General features: G+C 72.3%; 12 protein-coding genes. 8 read left to right on the forward strand and 4 right to left on the reverse strand.

What is annotated here, in order from left to right; genetic code table 11:
• The first annotated feature begins 22 nt into the window (after positions 1-22).
• Both GHR20_RS23320 and GHR20_RS23325 read left to right on the forward strand, forming a co-directional pair.
• Positions 23-2,296 (forward strand): ATP-dependent RecD-like DNA helicase, encoded by a 2,274-nt coding sequence (locus GHR20_RS23320; protein WP_153814282.1) that lies wholly within the window; start codon positions 23-25, stop codon positions 2,294-2,296.
• A 178-nt stretch (positions 2,297-2,474) separates the two neighbouring features.
• Positions 2,475-3,764 carry a citrate synthase gene (locus GHR20_RS23325; RefSeq protein ID WP_037651658.1) on the forward strand — a complete coding sequence of 430 codons (1,290 nt, stop codon included), beginning with the start codon at positions 2,475-2,477 and terminating at the stop codon, positions 3,762-3,764.
• Positions 3,765-4,276: 512 nt separating this feature from the next.
• Here the strand turns inward: GHR20_RS23325 and GHR20_RS23330 are convergent.
• The 3 genes from GHR20_RS23330 to GHR20_RS23340 form a co-directional block, all read right to left on the reverse strand.
• Positions 4,277-6,634 carry a heavy metal translocating P-type ATPase gene (locus tag GHR20_RS23330; RefSeq protein ID WP_153814283.1) on the reverse strand — a complete coding sequence of 786 codons (2,358 nt, stop codon included), beginning with the start codon at positions 6,632-6,634 and terminating at the stop codon, positions 4,277-4,279.
• Between the two features lie 86 nt (positions 6,635-6,720).
• On the reverse strand, positions 6,721-6,960 hold the full coding sequence (locus GHR20_RS23335; RefSeq protein ID WP_153814284.1) for a heavy-metal-associated domain-containing protein: 240 nt from the start codon (positions 6,958-6,960) through the stop codon (positions 6,721-6,723).
• 87 nt (positions 6,961-7,047) lie between these two features.
• The gene (locus GHR20_RS23340) at positions 7,048-8,001 is read right to left on the reverse strand and encodes a PrsW family glutamic-type intramembrane protease (RefSeq protein ID WP_153814285.1); all 954 of its coding nucleotides are present in this window, start codon (positions 7,999-8,001) and stop codon (positions 7,048-7,050) included.
• Positions 8,002-8,208: 207 nt separating this feature from the next.
• Between GHR20_RS23340 and GHR20_RS23345 the strand changes: the two genes are divergently transcribed.
• Entirely contained in the window at positions 8,209-9,252 is a 1,044-nt protein-coding gene (locus GHR20_RS23345) for a zinc-dependent alcohol dehydrogenase family protein (protein ID WP_153814286.1), read from the forward strand.
• Between the two features lie 34 nt (positions 9,253-9,286).
• On the opposite strand, the gene GHR20_RS23350 is transcribed toward GHR20_RS23345, so the two are convergent.
• Positions 9,287-9,487: a MerR family transcriptional regulator gene (locus tag GHR20_RS23350; RefSeq protein ID WP_111584522.1), complete on the reverse strand. Its 201-nt coding sequence runs from the start codon at positions 9,485-9,487 to the stop codon at positions 9,287-9,289.
• A 368-nt stretch (positions 9,488-9,855) separates the two neighbouring features.
• Here GHR20_RS23350 and iolC point away from each other — a divergent pair, with 368 nt between their 5' ends.
• From iolC to mmsA, 5 genes are read left to right on the forward strand one after another with little or no spacing between them, the layout of a single operon-like run.
• A complete protein-coding gene (iolC, locus tag GHR20_RS23355; RefSeq protein WP_153814287.1) occupies positions 9,856-10,806 on the forward strand; it encodes a 5-dehydro-2-deoxygluconokinase in 951 nt (316 codons plus the stop codon).
• A 2-nt stretch (positions 10,807-10,808) separates the two neighbouring features.
• Positions 10,809-11,801: a deoxyribose-phosphate aldolase gene (locus tag GHR20_RS23360; RefSeq protein ID WP_243878394.1), complete on the forward strand. Its 993-nt coding sequence runs from the start codon at positions 10,809-10,811 to the stop codon at positions 11,799-11,801.
• On the forward strand, positions 11,798-12,622 hold the full coding sequence (iolB, locus tag GHR20_RS23365; RefSeq protein WP_153814288.1) for a 5-deoxy-glucuronate isomerase: 825 nt from the start codon (positions 11,798-11,800) through the stop codon (positions 12,620-12,622). Before GHR20_RS23360 ends, iolB begins: the two co-directional genes overlap by 4 nt.
• Complete coding sequence (gene iolD / locus GHR20_RS23370; protein WP_153814289.1) at positions 12,619-14,490, forward strand: 3D-(3,5/4)-trihydroxycyclohexane-1,2-dione acylhydrolase (decyclizing); 1,872 nt, start codon at positions 12,619-12,621, stop codon at positions 14,488-14,490. Before iolB ends, iolD begins: the two co-directional genes overlap by 4 nt.
• Before the next feature lie 17 nt (positions 14,491-14,507).
• On the forward strand, positions 14,508-16,010 hold the full coding sequence (gene mmsA, locus GHR20_RS23375; protein WP_153814290.1) for a CoA-acylating methylmalonate-semialdehyde dehydrogenase: 1,503 nt from the start codon (positions 14,508-14,510) through the stop codon (positions 16,008-16,010).
• The last annotated feature ends 229 nt before the right edge of the window (positions 16,011-16,239 follow it).

Consider the following 16,239-nt stretch of genomic DNA (forward strand, 5'->3'; position numbering starts at 1 on the left):
CCCCCACCGCTACCGTCGTCCCATGGCGCAAGAGGCGGGGACGCACACCGGTGAGCGGCGGATGGCCGTGCTCGAAGGGGTGCTGGAGAGGATCACGTACGCCAATGAGGAGAACGGGTACACCGTGGCCCGGGTGGACACCGGGAGGGGCGGCGGGGAACTGCTCACCGTCGTCGGGGCGTTGCTCGGGGCCCAGGTCGGGGAGTCCCTGCGGATGGAGGGGCGGTGGGGGAGCCATCCCCAGCACGGCCGGCAGTTCCAGGTCGAGAACTACTCGACCGTCCTCCCGGCCACCGTCCAGGGCATGCGGCGCTACCTCGGCTCCGGGCTCGTCAAAGGGATCGGGCCCGTCTTCGCCGACCGGATCACCCGGCACTTCGGCGTCGACACCCTCCGCGTCATCGAGGAGGAGCCCGGGCGGCTGATCGAGGTGCCGGGACTCGGGCCCAAGCGGACCAAGAAGATCGCCGCGGCCTGGGAGGAGCAGAAGGCGATCAAGGAGGTCATGCTCTTCCTCCAGACCGTCGAGGTCTCCACCTCCATCGCCGTGCGGATCTACAAGAAGTACGGCGACCGGTCGATCGACGTCGTCAAGAAGAACCCGTACCGGCTCGCCGCCGATGTCTGGGGCATCGGGTTCCTCACCGCCGACAAGATCGCCCAGTCCGTCGGCATCCCCCACGACAGCCCCGAGCGCGTCAAGGCCGGCCTCCAGTACGCCCTCTCCCAGTCCGCCGACCAGGGCAACTGCTACCTGCCCGAGGAACGCCTCATCGCCGACGCGGTCAAACTCCTCCAGGTCGACACCGGCCTCGTCATCGAGTGCCTCGGCGAACTCGCGCGGGAGGGGGACGACGGTGAAGAGCCGGGCGTCGTACGGGAGAAGGTGCCCGGGCCCGACGGCGGCGAACCCGTCACCGCCGTCTACCTCGTCCCCTTCCACCGCGCCGAACTCTCCCTCTCCGCCCAGCTCCTGCGCCTGCTGCGCACCGACGAGGACCGCATGCCCGGCTTCCAGGACGTCGACTGGGGCAAGGCCCTCGGCTGGCTCCACCGGCGCACCGGCACCGACCTCGCGCCCGAGCAGGAGGCCGCCGTCCGGCTCGCGCTCACGCGGAAGGTCGCCGTGCTCACCGGCGGCCCCGGCTGCGGCAAGTCCTTCACCGTCCGCTCGGTCGTGGAGCTGGCCCGCGCCCGGCGGGCCAAGGTGGTGCTCGCCGCCCCGACCGGCCGCGCCGCCAAACGGCTGGCCGAGCTGACCGGGGCCGACGCCTCCACCGTGCACCGGCTGCTGGAGCTGAAGCCCGGCGGAGACGCCGCCTACGACCGGGAACGGCCCCTCGACGCCGACCTCGTCGTCGTGGACGAGGCGTCCATGCTGGACCTCCTCCTCGCCAACAAGCTGGTGAAGGCCGTACCGCCCGGAGCGCATCTGCTCTTCGTCGGGGACGTCGACCAGCTGCCCAGCGTCGGCGCCGGAGAGGTCCTGCGCGACCTCCTCGCGCCCGGCGGCCCGATCCCCGCCGTCCGCCTGACCCGTGTCTTCCGCCAGGCCCAGCAGTCCGGCGTCGTCACCAACGCGCACCGGATCAACGCCGGTCGGCACCCCCTCACCGACGGGCTCAAGGACTTCTTCCTCTTCGTGGAGGACGACACGGAGGAGGCCGGGCGGCTCACCGTGGACGTGGCGGCGCGGCGCCTCCCCGCCCGGTTCGGGCTCGATCCGCGGCGCGATGTGCAGGTGCTCGCGCCGATGCACCGGGGCCCGGCCGGCGCGGGGGCGCTCAACGGTCTGCTCCAGCAGGCCATCACGCCCGCCCGGCCCGACGTACCGGAGAAGCGGTTCGGCGGCCGGGTCTTCCGGGTCGGCGACAAGGTGACCCAGATTCGCAACAATTACGAGAAGGGGAAGAACGGGGTCTTCAACGGCACCGTGGGCGTCGTCACCGCGCTCGATCCCGTCGAACAGCGGCTCACGGTGCTGACGGACGAGGACGAGGAGGTTCCGTATGAATACGACGAACTGGACGAACTCGCGCACGCGTACGCGGTGACCATCCACCGTTCACAGGGAAGTGAATATCCCGCCGTGGTGATTCCCGTCACCACGGGAGCATGGATGATGCTGCAACGGAACCTGCTCTACACGGCCGTCACCCGGGCCAAGAGGCTGGTCGTGCTGGTCGGGTCGCGCCGGGCGATCGGCCAGGCCGTACGCACGGTGTCGGCCGGACGGCGGTGTACGGCCCTGGACTTCAGGCTCGCCGGGAAAAATGATCGATCAAATGAGTCGTGAAGGTCACAGAGCACTTCCAGATGCCCCTCCGAGGGGGCAGGATGAGCAGGTTGGCGGCACTGAGTGCCGTCAATAGGCCCAATGGTCGACCCCGAGTGCACTCTCCTGAGCCAAATGGGGGATGGTAGAGACAGTCAGGGCACCTCGAAGATGAGGCACTACGTCGGTGAGGGAAGACGTGAGCGACAACTCTGTAGTACTGCGGTACGGCGACGGCGAGTACACCTACCCGGTGGTCGACAGCACCGTCGGCGACAAGGGCTTCGACATCGGGAAGCTGCGCGCCCAGACCGGGCTGGTGACCCTCGACAGCGGGTACGGCAACACGGCCGCCTATAAATCCGCGGTCACCTACCTCGACGGCGAGGCGGGCATCCTCCGCTACCGCGGCTACCCCATCGAGCAGCTGGCCGAGCGCTCCACCTTCCTGGAGGTGGCCTACCTGCTGATCAACGGTGAGCTGCCCACCGTCGACGAGCTGACGACGTTCAAGGGCGAGATCACGCGGCACACGCTGCTGCACGAGGACGTCAAGAACTTCTACAAGGGCTTCCCGCGCGACGCCCACCCGATGGCCATGCTGTCCTCGGTCGTCTCGGCGCTGTCCACCTTCTACCAGGACAGCCACAACCCGTTCGACGAGAAGCAGCGCAACCTCTCCACGATCCGGCTGCTCGCCAAGCTCCCGACGATCGCGGCGTACGCGTACAAGAAGTCGATCGGCCACCCGTTCGTCTACCCGCGCAACGACCTCGGCTACGTCGAGAACTTCCTGCGCATGACCTTCTCGGTCCCCGCCGACGAGTACGAGCTGGACCCGGTCGTCGTCTCCGCGCTGGACAAGCTGCTGATCCTGCACGCCGACCACGAGCAGAACTGTTCGACCTCCACGGTCCGCCTCGTCGGCTCCTCGCAGGCCAACATGTTCGCGTCGATCTCGGCCGGCATCAACGCGCTGTGGGGCCCGCTGCACGGCGGCGCCAACCAGTCCGTCCTGGAGATGCTGGAAGGCATCCGCGACTCGGGCTCCGACGTCGACACCTTCATCCGCAAGGTGAAGAACAAGGAGGACGGCGTCCGCCTGATGGGCTTCGGCCACCGGGTCTACAAGAACTTCGACCCGCGCGCCAAGATCATCAAGGCCGCCGCGCACGACGTCCTCTCGGCCCTCGGCAAGTCCGACGAGCTGCTGGACATCGCGCTCAAGCTGGAGGAGCACGCGCTCTCCGACGACTACTTCGTCTCGCGCAGCCTCTACCCGAACGTGGACTTCTACACCGGTCTCATCTACCGGGCCATGGGCTTCCCGGCCGAGATGTTCACCGTGCTGTTCTCCCTCGGCCGCCTCCCGGGCTGGATCGCCCAGTGGACCGAGATGATCAAGGAGCCCGGGTCCCGCATCGGCCGCCCGCGCCAGATCTACACGGGCGTGGTCGAGCGCGACTTCGTGCCGGTCGAGGCCCGCTGAGCCTGACGGCACCGCCTGGGACACAGGCAAAGAAGAAGGCGCCCTGAGACGCCGGTCCCCCCACGGGCCGACGACCAGGGCGCCTTCCCATGTCCCGGTGCGGATTCCCCCCACGGGATCCGGGCCGGGCGCTCAAGGAGGACAGCGCCTGAATCGCTGTCTGATTGCGGTCTGCCGGGACAAGTACGCCGGGAGGGCCGCTCAAAGCTTCCCGGTCGTACATGCCCCGGCAACGCATCTCCGGAGACGTCCCCCAAGACATCTCCAGACGTCGGAACAGCGCCCCCCAAGACGCCGATCCGACATCGCCAACTTAGACCTTCGAACCCCTTCGATGGTTACGTTCACAGCACTGTGATCTGCGTCTCTTGCATATGTCCCTTTGATGCGCAAGAGCCCCGATCTGTTGATCGGGGCCTGCGCGTAAGGAAGATGCGCGAGCCTTGTGAAGAGCTTATGTGAGGCGCGCGTCGGTCTCTAGAGGGACTCCGGTTTCGACTTCGAGCGGAATCTCACCGGAACCGGCGCAACCGCAGGCTGTTGGTCACCACGAAGACCGAGGAGAAGGCCATCGCGGCGCCCGCGATCATCGGGTTCAGCAGCCCCGCGGCGGCCAGCGGCAGCGCCGCCACGTTGTAGCCGAACGCCCAGACGAGGTTGCCCTTGATCGTGGCCAGCGTCCGCCGGGACAGCCGGATCGCGTCGGCGGCCGTCCGCAGGTCACCGCGGACCAGCGTCAGATCGCCCGCCTCGATCGCCGCGTCCGTGCCGGTGCCCATCGCGAGGCCCAGGTCGGCGGTGGCGAGGGCGGCCGCGTCGTTGACCCCGTCGCCGACCATGGCCACCGCCCGGCCCTCGGCCTGGAGGCGCCGTACGACGTCCACCTTGTCCTCGGGCAGCACCTCGGCGTACACGTGGGCCGCGTCGATACCGACGGCCCGGGCGACCGACTCGGCGACCGTCCGGTTGTCCCCGGTGAGCAGCACCGGCGTCAGTCCGAGGGCGCGCAGTGCGCGGATCGCCTCGGCGCTGGTCTCCTTGACCGCGTCGGCGACCGCGAGGACCCCGCGGGCCCGGCCGTCCCAGCCCGCCAGGACGGCCGTACGGCCCTCCCGCTCGGCCTCGGCGGCCGCGCGGGCCAGGTCCTCGGGAACGTCGTCGTACAGGCGCCCCACGGCCACCTCACGACCGTCCACGCGCCCGCGCACGCCCCGCCCGGGAACGTTCTCGAAGTGCTCCACCGCGGGGAGGGTGCCGGCGCGCTCCTCGGCGCCGGCCGCGATGGCGCGGGCCACCGGGTGCTCGGAGGCGTGCTCCAGGGCGCCCGCGAGGCGCAGCAGCTCCTTCTCGTCCTCGCCGTCGGCGGCGTACACCGTCTGGAGGGTCATCCGGCCCGTGGTGACGGTGCCGGTCTTGTCCAGGACGACGGTGTCGACGCGGCGCGTGGACTCCAGGACCTCGGGACCCTTGATCAGGATGCCGAGCTGGGCGCCGCGCCCGGTGCCGACCATCAGCGCGGTCGGCGTGGCGAGGCCCAGGGCGCAGGGGCAGGCGATGATCAGTACGGCGACGGCGGCGGTGAACGCGGAGACCGCGTCCCCGGTGACGCCGAGCCACACTCCGAAGGTGGCCAGCGCGATCAGGATGACCACGGGCACGAACACCGCGGAGACCCGGTCGGCGAGCCGCTGCACCTCGGCCTTGCCGTTCTGCGCGTCCTCCACCAGCCTGGCCATGCGCGCGAGCTGGGTGTCGGCGCCGACCCGGGTGGCCGTCACGACGAGCCGCCCGCCCGCGTTGACCGTGGCGCCGGTGACCTGGTCGCCGGGGCCGACGTCCACCGGCACCGACTCGCCGGTCAGCATGGCGGCGTCGACCGCGGAGACGCCCTCGATCACGGTGCCGTCGGTGGCGATCTTCTCGCCGGGCCGGACGACGAACCGGTCGCCGACCGCCAGCGCCGAGACCGGGACCCGTACCTCACGGCCGCCCGCCCGCCTCCCGGTCCCGCCCTCGGCCGGGAGCGCTTCGCGCTCGCCCTCCTCGTACCGCAGCACCGTCACGTCCTTGGCGCCCAGCTCCAGCAGGGCCTTCAGGGCGGCGCCGGCGCGGCGCTTGGAGCGGGCCTCCAGATAGCGGCCGAGCAGGATCAGCGCGACGACACCGGAGGCGACCTCCAGGTAGATGGTGGCGGCGCCGTCCATCCGGGAGACGGTGAACCGGAACTCGTCGTGCATGCCGGTCATCCCGGCGCGGCCGAGGAACAGCGCCCACAGCGACCAGCCGAACGCGGCCAGCGTGCCGACCGAGACCAGGGTGTCCATGGTGGCCGCGCCGTGCCGGGCGTTGGTCCACGCGGCGCGGTGGAAGGGCGCGCCGCCCCAGACGACGACGGGCGCGGCGAGGGTGAGGGAGAGCCACTGCCAGTTGTCGAACTGGAGGGGCGGGATCATCGCGAGCAGCACGACCGGCAGCGCGAGCAGCGCGGAGACGAGCAGCCGGTGGCGCAGCGCGCCGAGTTCGGTGTCCGGCCCGGCGGCATCCGGGGCCGCGGCCTCGGGTTCGGGCCGCGGCGGGGCGGGTTCCTCGGCGGTGTACCCGGTCTTGACGACGGTGGCGATCAGGTCGGCGACCTCGACGCCCGCGCCGTAGCTGACCTTCGCCTTCTCGGTGGCGAAGTTGACGGTGGCGCTGACGCCGTCCAGCCGGTTGAGCTTCTTCTCCACGCGCGCGGCGCAGGAGGCGCAGGTCATCCCGCCGATGAGCAGCTCGACCTCGGACGGCGCCCCGGAGGGTGCCGTACCGGGGGAGGCCGCGGCGGAGGCTATGGCGGTGTCCGCTTGCTCTTGCTCTGCGGTGGTGCTGGTCATGTCCGGACTCCAGACATCGGACCGGTCCGCACGGAGCCAGTATCAGCTGGTCGGCACGGCCGGTCGGGACTGTGGAAGGGCGGTGCTCAGGCCAGGCCGGCCAGCTCGAAGCCGGCCTCGTCCACGGCGGCGCGGACGGTCTCCTCGTCCAGCGGGGCCGCGGAGACGACGGTGACCTCGCCGCTCGACGCGACGGCCTTCACCGAGAGGACGCCGGGGAGCTGGGAGATCTCGCCGGAGACGGCTCCCTCGCAGTGCCCGCAGCTCATGCCGGTCACCTGGTAGACGGTGGTGACGGAGGCCGGGGTGTCGGTCTGGGCGCTCATGTCGTTCTCCTCGTCGTGGCACGTGGGGCCGGTGGTGTTCGCCGGTGCTGTTCCCGATGGTTTCCCCACCCTCGCCAGAGTATACCCCTAGGGGGTATTTCTCCAAGGAGGATACGGAGGATTGCGGCGGGCGAGTGACAGCGCCCAGCAGAGTCCGGCCAGCGCGGCCAGGGCCGGTCCGAGGGCGGAGACCAGGGTCAGCAGATGCTGCTGGGCGGCGCTCGGCTGCGGCGGGTACCCCGGCGCGAACAGCCCGCTCTCCACGCCCCGGCCGGTGAGCCGCACGACGAGCCAGGGCGCGAGTCCGCGCGCCGTGTCCGCCAGCGCGTGCAGCAGGGCGGCGCCCATGCAGGCGGCGGCCACCGGCGGGGCGTACCGGAAGCGGCCGTCCGGGCGGCGCAGCGCCAGCAGCACACCGCCCGCGACCGCGGTCCAGGCGCCCTGTCCGAGGGGTGCGAGCAGCCCGCGCACCAGCTCCGTCTCCAGTTGCCCCCAGGGGTCCGGGGCCCACAGGGCCGCGTCCAGGGCGTGCCCGGTGCTCTCCAGGGCCGCGAAGCCGACGCCCACGGCGGCGCCCAGCACCAGCCCGGCCCTGGTGCCGCGGACGGCCGGCTGCCGGCGCAGCGCGAACACCAGCGCCCCCAGCTTGGCCGCCTCCTCGGCCAGGGCGACGGTCAGATACCGGTCCAGGGTGGGGTGGGGCACGGAGGCGGCCGCGAGCGAGGCGCCGAGCACGCCGAGCGCGCCGCCCGCCAGGAAGCAGCCGAGCACCGCGCTGACGCCGAGGTCGCGGGCGCCCCGTTCGTACGCCCACAGCACGAAGGCCACCGGCGCCAGGAACGCGCCCAGCAGGACGGGCACCACGAGCGCCGCCGAGCTTCGCGTGGCCAGGGCCAGTCCCGTGGCCGGCAGCCACACCGCGAGGCCGCCGGTCAGGCAGCGCCGCCACAGGCCCGCGCCGATGCGGGGGTACGGGGGCGGGGGCTGCTGCGGATGGGGGATGCGGGCCTTGGGCGTGCCGGGCGGCGGGGGGTGGCTCACGTGGGTCGTCCCGTCGGGCTGGGGCGGGTCACCGGGCGGTGCGCGAAGGGGGGCGATGGTGGTGCGGGGGAGTGCCGAGGGGTGCGGAGGGGTGCGATGGGGTGCTGGGTGATTCCTCCGCACCTTAGGCAGATGTGCCGGTCCGTCGCCGTTCGCCTGCGCCGTACGCGTGATGGCCGAAGGCGGCGGCGTGAAAGGGTGGGCCGGGTGAGAGCGGTGGTGTTCGAGGAGTTCGGGCGGCCCGCCGAGGTGCGGGAGGTGCCCGATCCGGTGCCCGCGGAGCACGGGGTCGTGGTGCGGGTCGAGGCGACCGGGCTGTGCCGCAGCGACTGGCACGGCTGGATGGGGCACGACCCGGACATCGCGCTGCCGCACGTGCCCGGACACGAACTGGCGGGCGTCATCGAGGCGGTGGGCTCCCGGGTGACCGGCTGGCGGCCCGGCGACCGGGTCACCGTGCCCTTCGTCTGCGCCTGCGGCACCTGCCCGGCCTGCGCGGCGGGCGACCAGCAGGTGTGCGAGCGGCAGACCCAGCCCGGCTTCAGCCACTGGGGCTCCTTCGCCGAGTACGTCGCCCTCGACCACGCCGACGTCAACCTCGTGGCGATCCCGGACGGCATGGCGTACGGCACCGCCGCGGGCCTCGGCTGCCGCTTCGCCACCGCCTTCCGCGCCGTGGTGCGGCAGGGGCGGGCCGCAGCCGGGCAGTGGGTCGCGGTGCACGGCTGCGGCGGGGTCGGCCTGTCCGCGGTGATGATCGCGGCGGCGGCCGGGGCGCGGGTGGTCGCCGTCGACATCGCGCCCGGGGCGCTGGAGATGGCGCGGAGGTTCGGCGCGGCGCACTGCCTGGACGCGAGCACGGTGCCCGATACGGCCGCCGCGGTGCGGGAGGTGACCGGCGGCGGTGCCCATCTCTCGCTGGACGCCCTCGGCTCGCCCGCCACCTGTGCCGCCTCGGTCGGCTCCCTGCGCCGCCGCGGCCGGCATGTCCAGGTCGGCCTGCTGCCCTCGGCCGACGGCACGACCCCGGTGCCGATGGCCCGCGCGATCGCCCTGGAACTGGAACTCCTGGGCAGCCACGGCATGGCCGCCCACGCCTACCCCGGCATGCTGGAACTGGTCCGCTCCGGCACGCTGCGCCCGGACCTCCTGGTGACCTCCGTCGTCCCGCTCGACGCGGCCCCGGCGGCCCTCGCCCGGACGGGGCGGGCGCCGGGTGCCGGGGTGACGGTCGTCGAGCCGTGGTCGTGACCCTCCTCCGTCAGCGGGACGTGGGGCGCGGCGCTCACTCGGGGCGGCGGCCGCGGTTGCTCGGCCGGGAGGCCACCCAGGCGCGGACCGTGTCGGCGTACCAGTAGGGCTTGCCGCCCTCCACATGGTCCGGCGGGGGCAGCAGCCCGTGTTTGCGGTACGACCGCACGGTGTCCGGCTGCACCTTGATGTGCGCCGCGATCTCCTTGTAGGACCAGAGCCGGCGGTCGGTCATGAGCCGCACCTCCCCGCGCGCACCGCGGCGGCGGCCGGGGACGGCCGTCGGGGGAACCGGGCGCTGCGCTGGCGATCATCAAGCCTGCGCCCGGACAACGACACACCGTCACCAACGGTCAGCCCCTGTCGACCGGGTGTGACGCAGCGACCGCGTATGCGCGACATGTGTGACAGAAGAGGGGTATTTGTGACACGGCTGACGCAAAGTGGAGCGCGGGCCCGCGCATGACCGGCCCCCGGCCCGGGAACGCGCCCGATATCCCCATCGTCCGAATGTCCGGACAAAGCATTGACAGTGTTCCGCGGGCAGGACTAGAAAGCCGGGGGAGCCGGGACGAACGGGAGAGCCGGGACGAAGGGGAGCCGATGGGGTACGACCTGATCACCATGGGCCGGATCGGGGTGGACCTGTATCCGCTCCAGGCCGGGGTGCCGCTCGCGCGGGTGACGTCCTTCGGCAAGTTCCTCGGCGGCTCGGCGGCCAACGTCGCGGTGGCGGCGGCGCGGATGGGGCGGACCACCGCCGTGATCACCCGGACCGGCGACGATCCCTTCGGCGCCTATCTGCACGACGCGTTGCGCGACTTCGGCGTCGACGACCGCTGGGTCACCCCGGTGCCCGGGCTCCCCACCCCCGTCACCTTCTGCGAGATCTTCCCGCCGGACGACTTCCCGCTGTACTTCTACCGGCAGCCCAAGGCCCCCGACCTGGAGATCGAGGCGGGCGAGCTGAACCTCGACGCCATCGCCGCCGCCCGCGTCTTCTGGGTGACCGGCACCGGCCTCAGCGAGGAGCCCAGCCGTACGGCCACCCTCGCGGCCCTCGCCCACCGGAACCGGGCCGGCCTCACCGTCTTCGACCTCGACTGGCGGCCGATGTTCTGGCGCGACCCCGAGGCGGCCCGCCCCTTCTACGCCGAGGCCCTGCGCCACACCACCGTCGCCGTCGGCAACCTGGACGAGGTGGAGATCGCCACCGGCACCCGCGAACCGCACGCCGCCGCACGGGCGTTGCTGGACGCGGGGGTCCGGCTCGCCGTGGTGAAACAGGGCCCCAAGGGGGTCCTCGCCGTCGGCGCGGACGGAGCGGCGGTGGAGGTGCCCCCGCTCCCCGTCACCGTCCTCAACGGCCTCGGCGCCGGAGACGCGTTCGGCGGCTCCCTGTGCCACGGACTGCTGGCCGGCTGGGACCTGGAGGCCACCCTGCGGGGCGCCAACGCGGCCGGCGCCATCGTCGCCTCCCGCCTGGAGTGCTCCTCCGCGATGCCCACCCCGGCCGAGGTGGCCGCCGTACTCGCCGCGGGAGCCGTGCGGTGAGCATGGGCGAGGCGCCGGACCGGGCGGGCGGCGCGGGCCGCGCCGGTGGCTCAGGGTCCGCCGGGTCCGGCGTGCGTGTCCCCGTCCCCCGACTCCCCGTCGACATCGCCGAGTTGGTCCGTATCCGGGTCCATGACCCCGGGGCGATCGCCGAGGCCGCCGCCCGGCGCAGGCGCCGCCCGCTGTTGGACGGCTCCGGCCGGCTGCTGATCGTCGCCGCCGACCACCCCGCCCGCGGCGCCCTCCGCGTCGGCGACCGCGAACTCGCCATGGCCGACCGGGCCGATCTGCTCGGCCGCCTCTGCCTCGCGCTGTCGCGGCCCGGCGTCGACGGCGTCCTCGCCACCGCCGACATCCTGGACGACCTGCTGCTGCTCGGGGCCCTGGAGGACAAGGTGGTGATGGGCTCGATGAACCGCGGCGGGCTGCGCGGCGCGCGCTTCGAACTCGACGACCGGTTCACCGGATACCGTCCCGAGGACATCGCCCGCCTCGGCTTCGACGCGGGCAAGCTGCTGTTGCGCCTCGACTACACCGACCCCGGCTCCCTGACCACCCTGGAGTCCGCCGCCCGCGCCGTCGACGCGATGGCCGAACGCCGGCTCCCGGTCTTCGTGGAGCCCTTCATCAGCCGCCGCACCCCCGAGGGCGTCCTGGTCAACGACCTCTCGGCCGAGGCCGTCACCCGCTCCCTCGCCATCGCCTCGGGCCTCGGCGGCAGTTCGGCCTACACCTGGCTGAAGGTGCCGGTGACCGAGGACCCGCGGGACATGCCCCGGGTCATGGCCGCCTCGACCCTCCCCGCCGTACTGCTCGGCGGTGACACAGGTGACGCACCCGCCGCCCGGCGCACGGCCCACGAGAAGTGGCGCGCCGCGCTCCACCTGCCCACCGTGCGCGGCCTGGTGGCCGGCCGTGCGCTGCTGTACCCGGCGGACGGCGATGTGGCCGCCGCCGTGGACACCGCCACCGCACTGCTGCGAGAGGCCGTATGACCAGCGACGACCTGTATCTGCCCCGGGGCACCGCCACGAGCGCCGAGTACGCCCTCGACATCCGCCCCGAGCGCGCCGGATGGACGTACAGCGCCCTGCGTATCGTCGAGTTGACCCCGGGTGGTAGCCATACGTTCATCACCGGGAACAGTGAGTGGATCGTGCTTCCGCTGGAAGGCGGATGTACCGTTCGAATCGAGGAAAGCGAGTTCCAACTCCTGGGTCGGGACAGCGTGTTCGCGGGGGCCTCGGACTTCGCGTACGCGCCCCGTGACGCCCGGGTCCAGATCGCCTCCGGCGCGGGAGGCCGCTTCGCCCTGGCAGGAGCGAAGTGCGAGCGACGACTCCCCGCCCGCTACGGCCCCGCGCCGGAGGTCCCCGTCGAGCGGCGCGGCAGCGGCACCTGCGCCCGCCAGGTGCGCAACTTCGCCGCCGCCGACGCCTTCGACTGCGACCGGCTGATCGCCGTCGAGGTCCTCACCCCCGGCGGCAACTGGTCCTCGTACCCGCCGCACAAGCACGACGAGCACCGGCCGGGCGAGGAGTGCGAGCTGGAGGAGATCTACTACTTCGAGATCGAGGGCCCAAACGGCCTCGGCTACCAGCGGGTGTTCCCCTCCCGCCCCGGCGGCGCCGACGTCCTCGCCGAGGTCCGCTCCGGCGACGCCGTCCTCGTCCCCGACGGCTGGCACGGCCCCTCCATCGCCCAGCCGGGACACGCCATGTACTACCTGAACGTCATGGCGGGACCCGGCGGGAACAGGGAGTGGCGGATCCGCTTCCACCCCGACCACACCGAGACCACCGGGGGCTACCGATGACGACCCGGCTCACCGTCGCCCAGGCGCTCGTCCGCTTCCTCACCGCCCAGCACACCGAACGCGACGGCGAGCGGCGCCGGCTGATCGGCGCCACCTGGGGCATCTTCGGCCACGGAAACGTCGCGGGCATCGGGCAGGCACTGGTCGAGTACGCGGGCGTGATGCCGTACCACCAGGGCCGCAACGAGCAGTCCATGGTGCACGCGGCCGTCGGCTACGCCCGCCAGTGCGGCCGCCTCGCCACCCACGCGGTGACGACCTCCATCGGCCCCGGCGCCACCAACCTCGTCACCGGTGCCGCCCTCGCCACCGTCAACCACCTGCCCGTCCTGCTGCTCCCCGGCGACGTCTTCGCCACCCGCCCCGCCGACCCGGTCCTCCAGCAGCTGGAGGTGCCGTACGCGGGCGACGTCTCGGTCAACGACACCCTGCGCCCGGTCTCCCGCTACTTCGACCGGATCACCCGCCCCGAACAGCTGATCCCGAGCGCGCTCGCGGCCATGCGGGTGCTCACCGACCCCGTGGACACCGGCGCCGTCACCCTCGCCCTGCCGCAGGACGTGCAGGCGGAGGCGTACGACTGGCCCGAGGAGTTCTTCGCCGAGCGGGTGTGGACCGTACGCCGCCCGGGGCCCGACCCCGCCGAACTGGCCCGCGCGGCGGCGGCCGTCCGGGCCGCCCGCCGGCCCCTGCTCGTCGCGGGCGGCGGGGTCCGCCACAGCCGCGCCGAGGCGGCCCTCGCCGCGTTCGCCGAGGCGACCGGCATCCCCGTCGCCTCCACCCAGGCGGGCAAGGGCGCGCTGCGGTACGACCATCCGCGGGACGTCGGCGGGATCGGCCACACCGGCACCGCGACCGCCGACGACCTGGCGCGCACCGCGGACCTGGTGATCGGCGTCGGCACCCGCTTCACCGACTTCACCACCGCCTCCGGCACCCTCTTCCAGCACCCGGACGTCCGCTTCCTGCACCTCAACATCGCGCCCCACGACGCCCACAAGCTGGCCGCGCTGCCCCTGGTCGCGGACGCCCGCACCGGCCTGGAGGCGCTGACCGGGGCGCTGGCGTCCTACACGACGGACGGCGCGTACGCGGACGCGTACACGGCGGCCAAGGAGCGCTGGGAGCGGCGCGTCGACGCCTGCTTCGCGAGCCCCGACCCCGAGGCGCGGCCGACCCAGCACCAGGTCCTCGGCGCGCTCGACGCCCTGGTGGACGAGTCGGACATCGTGATCAACGCGGCCGGTTCGCTCCCCGGTGATCTGCACCAGCTGTGGCGGGCGCGCTCGCGCGACCAGTACCACCTGGAGTACGGCTACTCCTGCATGGGCTACGAGATGCCGGCCGCGCTCGGCGTGAAGCTGGCGGCGCCCGAGCGGAACGTCTGGGCGCTGGTCGGGGACGGCACGTATCTGATGATGCCGACCGAGATCGTGACCGCCGTGCAGGAGGGCGTCGCGATCAAGGTGCTGCTGGTGCAGAACCACGGGTACGCGTCCATCGGAGGGCTCTCGGAGACGGTGGGCGGCGAGCGGTTCGGCACCGCGTACCGGTTCAGGACGGAGGAGGGCACCTACACGGGCGCCCCGCTGCCCGTCGATCTCGCGGCCAACGCGGCCAGCCTGGGGATGCGGGTCCTGCGGGCGGGGAACGTGCGGGAACTGCGCGCGGCGCTCGCCGAGGCGCGGGCCGCCGACACTCCCACATGTGTCTACGTCGAGACCAAAACGTCCGACACTGTGTCGGGCGCGCCCGGGGCGCAGTCCTGGTGGGATGTTCCCGTGGCCGCGAGCGCGACCCGAACACCCGCGGTCACGGCACGTGAGCAGTACGAACGGCACGTCTCGACCCGACGCCGCCATCTGTGAACAAGGAGTCTCTGGGCATGACGAAGATCGTCAACCACTGGATCGGCGGGAAGACCGTCGAAGGCGCGTCGGGCACGTACGGGCCGGTCACCGACCCGGCGACCGGCGCGGTCACCACCAAGGTCGCGTTCGCCTCCGTCGAGGAGGTGGACGCCGCGGTCGCCGCCGCCAAGGACGCCTTCGCGACCTGGGGCCAGTCCTCGCTCGCGCAGCGCACCACGATCCTCTTCAGGTTCCGGGCGCTGCTGGACGCGCACCGCGACGAGATCGCGGAGCTGATCACCGCCGAGCACGGCAAGGTGCACTCCGACGCGCTCGGCGAGGTCGCCCGCGGCCTGGAGATCGTGGACCTGGCCTGCGGCATCAACGTGCAGCTCAAGGGCGAGCTGTCCACGCAGGTCGCGAGCCGCGTGGACGTGGCCTCGATCCGCCAGCCGCTCGGCGTGGTCGCGGGCATCACGCCGTTCAACTTCCCGGCGATGGTCCCGATGTGGATGTTCCCGATGGCCATCGCGACCGGCAACACCTTCGTGCTCAAGCCGAGCGAGAAGGACCCGTCCGCCTCCCTGCGCATCGCCGAGCTGCTGGCCGAGGCCGGGCTCCCGGACGGCGTGTTCAACGTGGTGCACGGCGACAAGGTGGCCGTGGACCGGCTCCTGGAGCACCCGGACGTGAAGGCCGTCTCCTTCGTCGGCTCCACCCCGATCGCCCGCTACATCCACACCACCGCCTCCGCCAACGGCAAGCGCGTGCAGGCCCTGGGCGGTGCCAAGAACCACATGCTGGTGCTGCCGGACGCCGACCTGGACGCGGCGGCCGACGCGGCCGTCTCCGCGGCCTACGGCTCGGCCGGCGAGCGCTGCATGGCGATCTCGGCGGTCGTCGCGGTCGGCGCCATCGGCGACGAGCTGGTGGCGAAGATCCGCGAGCGCGCCGAGAAGATCAAGATCGGTCCGGGCGACGACCCGGCCTCCGAGATGGGCCCGCTGATCACCGCCGTCCACCGCGACAAGGTGGCCTCCTACGTCACCGGCGCGGCCGCCGAGGGCGCCGAGGTGGTCCTGGACGGCACCGGCTACACGGTCGAGGGGTACGAGAACGGCCACTGGATCGGCATCTCGCTGCTGGACAAGGTGCCGACGACCGCCAAGGCGTACCGGGACGAGATCTTCGGCCCGGTGCTGTGCGTGCTGCGCGTGGACACCTACGAGGAGGGCGTGGCCCTCATGAACGCCTCGCCGTTCGGCAACGGCACCGCGATCTTCACCCGGGACGGCGGCGCCGCCCGCCGCTTCCAGATGGAGATCGAGGCCGGCATGGTCGGCGTCAACGTGCCGATCCCGGTGCCGGTGGGCTATCACTCCTTCGGTGGCTGGAAGGACTCGCTCTTCGGCGACCACCACATCTACGGCAACGACGGCACGCACTTCTACACCCGCGGCAAGGTCGTCACCACCCGCTGGCCCGACCCGGCCGACGCCCCCGCCGGCGTGGACCTCGGGTTCCCGCGCAACCACTGAGCGTGAGGTAACCCCGCCGCTCTCCCTCCGTCAGGCCGTCCGGATACCGGACGGCCTGACATTTTTTTGAAACGTCGGCTGCGGTTCCCGTTCATGTGGAGGAAACGGGTGACGAAGGGGTTGCCGGGAGATGACCTTCGAAAGCAAGGTCAGAACACATACAGGCTTGATGGATGCACCTGTAGGCCCTTGTTGCCTGCGAATCTGATCCACAGCGGTGCGTGTCCTC

This window comes from Streptomyces sp. SUK 48, assembly GCF_009650765.1.
Taxonomy (GTDB): domain Bacteria; phylum Actinomycetota; class Actinomycetes; order Streptomycetales; family Streptomycetaceae; genus Streptomyces.

Bases quoted from the DNA above. Each gene is read 5' to 3' on its own strand.
- iolD (WP_153814289.1), top strand. From the start codon at position 12,619: ATGACGACCCGGCTCACCGTCGCCCAGGCGCTCGTCCGCTTCCTCACC.
- GHR20_RS23350 (WP_111584522.1), bottom strand. From the start codon at position 9,487: ATGACCGACCGCCGGCTCTGGTCCTACAAGGAGATCGCGGCGCACATC.
- GHR20_RS23360 (WP_243878394.1), top strand. From the start codon at position 10,809: ATGGGCGAGGCGCCGGACCGGGCGGGCGGCGCGGGCCGCGCCGGTGGC.
- iolB (WP_153814288.1), top strand. From the start codon at position 11,798: ATGACCAGCGACGACCTGTATCTGCCCCGGGGCACCGCCACGAGCGCC.
- GHR20_RS23330 (WP_153814283.1), bottom strand. From the start codon at position 6,634: ATGACCAGCACCACCGCAGAGCAAGAGCAAGCGGACACCGCCATAGCC.
- iolC (WP_153814287.1), top strand. From the start codon at position 9,856: ATGGGGTACGACCTGATCACCATGGGCCGGATCGGGGTGGACCTGTAT.
- GHR20_RS23335 (WP_153814284.1), bottom strand. From the start codon at position 6,960: ATGAGCGCCCAGACCGACACCCCGGCCTCCGTCACCACCGTCTACCAG.
- GHR20_RS23320 (WP_153814282.1), top strand. From the start codon at position 23: ATGGCGCAAGAGGCGGGGACGCACACCGGTGAGCGGCGGATGGCCGTG.
- mmsA (WP_153814290.1), top strand. From the start codon at position 14,508: ATGACGAAGATCGTCAACCACTGGATCGGCGGGAAGACCGTCGAAGGC.